The sequence below is a fragment of the Steroidobacter sp. genome (genome assembly GCF_016790065.1).
Taxonomy (GTDB): domain Bacteria; phylum Pseudomonadota; class Gammaproteobacteria; order Steroidobacterales; family Steroidobacteraceae; genus Steroidobacter.
On the sequence record NZ_JAEUPY010000742.1, the window covers coordinates 1 to 5,753 of the forward strand.

The 5,753-nt window shown below is 58.3% G+C and carries 5 protein-coding genes and 1 tRNA gene; 5 read left to right on the plus strand and 1 reads right to left on the minus strand.

The window, feature by feature from the left end; all coding sequences use genetic code 11:
• Both JNL55_RS30180 and JNL55_RS30185 read left to right on the plus strand, forming a co-directional pair.
• Nucleotides 1-823: NADH-quinone oxidoreductase subunit N (locus tag JNL55_RS30180; RefSeq protein WP_293863341.1), on the plus strand; the 823-nt coding region annotated here is incomplete at its 5' end.
• Between the two features lie 145 nt (nt 824-968).
• A tRNA-Met gene (locus tag JNL55_RS30185) sits at nt 969-1,045 on the plus strand.
• Here JNL55_RS30185 and JNL55_RS30190 read toward each other — a convergent pair.
• Nucleotides 1,024-2,640: a recombinase family protein gene (locus tag JNL55_RS30190; protein WP_293863343.1), complete on the minus strand. Its 1,617-nt coding sequence runs from the start codon at nt 2,638-2,640 to the stop codon at nt 1,024-1,026. The two genes, JNL55_RS30185 and JNL55_RS30190, sit on opposite strands and share 22 nt — an antisense overlap.
• Nucleotides 2,641-3,153: 513 nt before the next feature.
• On the opposite strand from JNL55_RS30190, the gene JNL55_RS37560 reads away from it, so the two are divergent.
• The 3 genes from JNL55_RS37560 to JNL55_RS30200 all read left to right on the plus strand — a co-directional run.
• Nucleotides 3,154-3,315, plus strand: a complete 162-nt coding sequence (locus JNL55_RS37560; protein ID WP_415923188.1) for a helix-turn-helix domain-containing protein — start codon at nt 3,154-3,156, stop codon at nt 3,313-3,315.
• Nucleotides 3,312-3,599: a hypothetical protein gene (locus tag JNL55_RS30195; protein WP_293863344.1), complete on the plus strand. Its 288-nt coding sequence runs from the start codon at nt 3,312-3,314 to the stop codon at nt 3,597-3,599. The genes JNL55_RS37560 and JNL55_RS30195 overlap by 4 nt, the downstream gene beginning before the upstream one ends.
• Before the next feature lie 87 nt (nt 3,600-3,686).
• The coding region (locus tag JNL55_RS30200) for a phage/plasmid primase, P4 family (RefSeq protein WP_293863346.1) at nt 3,687-5,753 on the plus strand (2,067 nt) is incomplete at its 3' end.

The window sequence follows — 5,753 nt, forward strand, 5'->3', positions numbered from 1 at the left end:
ACTGATCTTCGGTCTGGCGTTCGTGATCGTCGGCATCGCCTTCAAATTCGGCGCGGTACCGTTCCACATGTGGGTGCCCGACGTTTATCACGGCGCACCGACGCCGGTGACTTTGTTCATCGGCTCCGCTCCGAAGATCGCCTCGTTCGTGCTCGCGATCCGCGTGCTCGCCGAAGGCCTCGATGTGATGGTCGGCAGCTGGCAGAACATGCTGATCGCGCTGGCCGTGGCGTCGATGATCATCGGCAACGTAGTCGCCATCGCGCAGACCAATCTCAAGCGCATGCTGGCGTATTCGACCATCTCGCACGTCGGCTTCATTCTGCTCGGCATCCTCGCCGGCACTAACGATGGCTATCGCGCGTCGATGTTCTACACATTGACGTACGTCATCACGACCGTCGGCTCGTTCGGCATGATCCTGCTGTTGGCGCGCAAAGGCTTCGAAAGCGACCAGCTCGAGGACTTCAAAGGCCTGCATCGCAAGAGCCCTTGGTTCGCTGCCGTGATGATGATGCTGATGTTCAGCACTGCCGGTGTGCCGCCGTTCGTCGGCTTCTGGGCCAAGATCGCGGTGCTGGGTGCAGTGGTCAACGTCGGCCTCACATGGCTGGCTGCAGTGTCCGTGCTGCTGTCAGTGGTCGCTGCGTTCTACTACCTGCGCATCATCAAGCTGATGTACTTCGATGAACCGACCGACAGCTACAGCATCGAAGCAGGTGGCACCATTCGCACCGTACTGAGCGTCAACGGCGTCGCCGTGCTGGCTCTCGGAATTTTCCCGTCGGTGTTGTTAGATATCTGCGCTCGCGTGCTGCCATAACGCGCGTTCGCACTTGAAAACGCCGCCGTCGACTTCATTTACAGGTCTGACGGCGCATGTTCTTGCTGATTTCTCTGTAGTTTCTCGACCGACGATTTAGCTTGTAATGTTCATTCGAGGGCGCTTACAATGCGCGCCCTCCTGTTGCGGGGTGGAGCAGTCTGGCAGCTCGTCGGGCTCATAACCCGAAGGTCGTAGGTTCAAATCCTACCCCCGCTACCACTCAGCCTACGCTCGCCTGCAGCCCGAACGACGACTTCGGGTTGTAAGGCGAAGCGTGCGATGAGTGCACCGTCTTTTCGAGGCTCCAGCCGCACTGGCTCGCCTCCCAAGCATTCCAGCAGTATTTGCCGCGCCTCGGCTGCTTGCTTGGCATTGCCTTCTAATCCCGCGTCGATCTTCTCCAGGTACAGCTTGGCCGCATCCGGTACCAGCCGCGCTAGGTTCTTCAGCGCCCCGGCTTTGCCGGCGGGTTGTAGGGCGAGGAGCCCTTTGCGCTGCTCGTCGGCCCGCTGGCGCATCGTGGCGATCTCGTCACGCGTCAGGTCCGGGTGACCCTTCTTCAGCCATGAGTCGTAGCGAGCGATGCGGTCCTCGCAATCCTGCATCTCGCGAGCGACCTTCGCTGGCTGCTGGCCTGCGGCCTTCAGCTGCGCGTTAAAGCGGCGCTGAATCTCCGTCGCCATCGCTTGCACTAGCTTCGGATCGCGCAGTGAACTCTTAATACGGCCGATGATGTGCCCCTCGATCACGTCGCGCCGAATGCTGATGCTGTTGTCGCATGCATTGCCGCCGATGTACGTCGAGCATGTGTAGGCTCTCGCATTCGAGAGAACGTAGTGCCCTTCGCATTTGGCGCAGCGGAGTAGGCCGCTCAACAGATACTTGCGCTGTCCGCCCGTGTGGCTCGACACGGCACCAACGGCCTTCAGGCTATCGATCCGGCTCTGTACAGCACCCCAGGTTTTCTGATCGACGATTCGGAGCGAGTCGTCGGTGTGTCGAATCCATTCTTTCTCCGGGCGCTCGATGCGCTTCCTCACGCCACTGTCTGGATCTTTGACCCACTGCGACTGATTCCAGATCAGCTCGCCGACATAGACAGGGTTGCGCAGCATCGCTCGAATAGCCGAACCCATCCATCCATTGGCACGGCGAGTTGTCCGCTTCCACGATGAGCCGGGGGAGGGGACCGCACGCGCATTCAATCGGCTGGCAATGTCACGTTCGCTTTTGCCTTCTGCGTAGAGCCGGAAGATATCGCGCACGGCGCGCGCCTCGGTGGTGTCGATCTCCATGCTGCCGCTGTTCGATTTGCTTGCGGGCACGTAACCGTATGCGCGGCCTCCGGTCGCACGGCCTGCCTTGGCACGTGATTCGAGGGCGCTATATGTTCGTTCCTTCACCATCTCACGGAACGACTCGCCGATGATGCCCGACAGGCCGGCTTGCAGCTTGTGACCTTTGCGCTCCGAATCGTAACCATCCTGCACGCCGATGATGCGGATACCCTTCGCGGTCATGCGGTCGAGCATCTTCGATAAGTCACCATTGGAACGTGACAGTCGCGACAGGTCGGTTACTAACAAAACATCGAAGCGGCGAGCCAGCGCAGCCTCCATCATTTTCAATGCGCCGGGGCGGTTACCGAGCGCCGCGCCGCTGATGCCTTGGTCCTCGAACTTGTGCCTTATCTTCATTCCATTCTTGATCGCGCACTCAGAACAGATCCGAACTTGATCCGCGATGGAGGAGTCGGTCTGGCGATCTGTGCTGAAGCGGCTGTAAACAGCAGCGGCGGCGGGTTTGGTGGCCATTGTCGTTGCGTACCCCGTTAGCTGGCAAATAGCGGGTGAATTGTAGCATGCCCTGCTAGTAACTGTAACTTGTTGGTTTGTAAGGCGATATTGCCCCTAGGCGCTAAGGCGCTGGGGGAGTAAACTACGCATTGGCTTGAGGCTTGGTGCCGCTGGCCGCGCCGCACGGCAGCGGTGCCCTGCAACTGGGGTAATGGGCGTAAACGCCCTCGCGCGGAACTGCACGCGCAATAACAAAAGTGCATCCCAGCATCGGAGAGCAAAGAGCGCCGATGTAAGGCAGCCACTCGCATGGCCAAGAATATAGTAGTGCGAGTCGAGGTCGCCATCATGAGATGGGACCGTCGCCCGGTTAGAGCGAGAACGGCACTCCCTGTACGGACTGTGAAAGAGCGCTGACGTTCCATGCCAAGTGGAGCGCCGCGTTCTATTGCTTTTGAAAAGCACAGACCGGCGGCTTCACGGAGAGGTCCGTTGCCAATGTCCAAGAAAACGTCTCAGCGCCTATTGTCTATGACCGCAGTAGCGCGAAGCCTAGATTGCGCCGAGTGCACTGCTCGAAGACTGCTTGATCGCGGTGCCATTCCTTCTACTCGAGATTCAACTGGCCGCCGCCTAGTAAATGAATCCGACGTGCTGGCATACAAACGTGCGCGCAGGGAGCAGAGCGCATGAAAACTGCCATCGCGAATAACCAAATCCCGCTCTCTCCAGTAATGCGCCTCGCCAACTGCTTCGCAGACGCCGTTGTCGACGATCTGATCAAGCAGCATGAGCGTGAACTCGAAGCCGACCAAACAAAACCAGATCGCTCCGACCTCAGCGCTCGGCGTCGATCACCTGTCCGAGATTCGGTCAGTGAGTTTCGAGCGAAGCTCGAAGCACGCGGAATACGTGGCAACGATGCGTGGTGGTCGATGCTCGAACACCGAAGCACTCCGCGCCGGACGCGGGCCTAGCTCAACAACACAAAGTACGTCGCTTTCCGCCCCTCGGCTTTGAGGGCGGTTTGCGCGTGTGTGAACAAACATAAGGCATAGATCAGCATGACGAAACGAACAGACTGGCGCGAGCTTGGATCACCAATGCTGCCGCAGGAACAGGTTAGGTATCTGGACGAGCGCGGCATCGGAAAGAAAATTCGCGGAGAAGCAAATCTACGATTTCTAACGCCGGAGGAAACGGCAGCGATCTTTCGCCGAAAGGGCGAAGGACTGCTGGTGCCGTTCTCAAAGAGCTACGGTGTGGTTCGCATCTTCGACGACAGGAAACCGAAGTGGCTTTCTCCTGGCGGTATGGGTAGCCGCATCTACGAGGCGCCGCTAGATGATATCGATTGGCAAGAAATTCGTGACGACACAGATCAAGAGATCCTAATCGCTGAAGGGCCGCTTAAGGCGTTGTGCGCTATTGATCACGGCCTGCCTGCGATAGCCGTGGCGGGAGCCTGGAACTGGCAGAAAGATCGGCAGCCCATCCCCGGTTTAAGTCGATACGGCTGGAAGGATCGGACGGTGATTCCGGTATTCGATGGCGATCGTGACGCGAAGCGTGGCGTTGGGCTTCCATACCTTCTGATCGGCGACTGGCTCACTTCCCAGGGGGCGCGAGTGATGTACGTCAGTTTGCCGATGGTTCGTGGCAAGCCGATGGGGCTCGATGACTTCATAGCGGCGAAGGGAATAAGGGCATTCAAACAGTTGCCGAGCGAGAAGTGGGACAGCGGCGCTGTTGAGCAGCTTCGGACCATTATGATGAGTAACACGGAGGGCGGTCTAGCTAGGATGTTCGCTCACCGATACGGCGATGAAGTCCGCTACTGCGATGACGAGAACCTATGGCTCGCCTGGAATGGCACGCTGTGGCTCCCGCAATCGTCCCGCGCGCTAGATATACACGAAAGAATGAAGGAGACCCTTGTCTCTATTGCCGAGTACGGCAATCGAGTCGCTGATAAGGAGCTGCGCAAGCGCATGCTGCTCTGGTCCGCGAAAAGTGACAACCGGAAAGTTACAACGGGGGCCGTCGCAATGGCCGCGAGCGATCCACGCATCCGTATCGCCGCTCGCGATCTCGACAGTGATCCATACCTGCTCGGCGTGGAGAACGGCGTGCTTGATCTGTGTCGCGGTGAGCTTGTGCGCGACTCATACAATGCCCACGTCACGCACTGCATGAATGCGCCGTACGACCCCGAAGCAGTCTGCGAGCGATGGCTGCAGTTCATCAATGAAATCATGAGCGATGATGATGATCTGGTTGAATTCCTGCAGCGGCTTGCGGGGTACTTTCTGATCGGCGGCAACCATGAACGGTTGATCTTCTTTCTATACGGCGTCGGCCGTAACGGCAAGTCCGTCTTCATCGAAACGCTGCTGAAGCTCTTCGGCGACTACGGCCTGGCTGCGAAAAGCGAGTTAATCATGCGGCAGCGGATGGACCGCGATGCCGAGGGTGCGCAGCCCTTCTTGCGTCAACTTCGCGGTAAGAGGCTCGCGACCGCATCCGAAGTACAAGAGGGAAAGCAGCTGGACCCTGCTGTCGTAAAGGAACTCACCGGCCGAGACACGATTACAGTGCGCGGCCTCAATTCTCCTCCCGTTCAGTTCGTCGTCGATGCGAAATTCGTTGTCCGATGCAATCACCGGCCGCGCATCGATGGAGGGGACACCGCCATCTGGGATCGCATCGTCGAAATTCCCTTCGAGCTTCGCTTGGCTCCAGAAGACGTAGACGCTGAGTTGCCCAGGAAACTAGAGGCAGAGCTGCCCGGAATTCTGACTTGGGCTGTCGAGGGCGCGCTTGAGTACCAGTTTGAAGGACTCGGGATTCCGGACAAAGTCAGGAGTCAGATTGCGAACTACCGCGAAGAAATGGACAGCGTTGCCCACTGGATGCGCGAGCGAGTCCGAACGAAGGCTCAGGCTAAAGAGCTATCTAACAAACTCTACAGCGATTATCAGAATTGGTGCGACCTCAGAAGCGCAGGCAAGGTGCTGATCAATCCAGTATCACAGAGAGAATTCAACCGCTCTCTGGAGGCGACTGGCTACAAACGGCAGAGATCTGACAGCAGCACGTTCTGGCTAGGGCTCAAGCTGCGCAGTGCCGGA

Bases quoted from the DNA above. Each gene is read 5' to 3' on its own strand.
- JNL55_RS37560 (WP_415923188.1), top strand. From the start codon at position 3,154: ATGACCGCAGTAGCGCGAAGCCTAGATTGCGCCGAGTGCACTGCTCGA.
- JNL55_RS30190 (WP_293863343.1), bottom strand. From the start codon at position 2,640: ATGGCCACCAAACCCGCCGCCGCTGCTGTTTACAGCCGCTTCAGCACA.
- JNL55_RS30195 (WP_293863344.1), top strand. From the start codon at position 3,312: ATGAAAACTGCCATCGCGAATAACCAAATCCCGCTCTCTCCAGTAATG.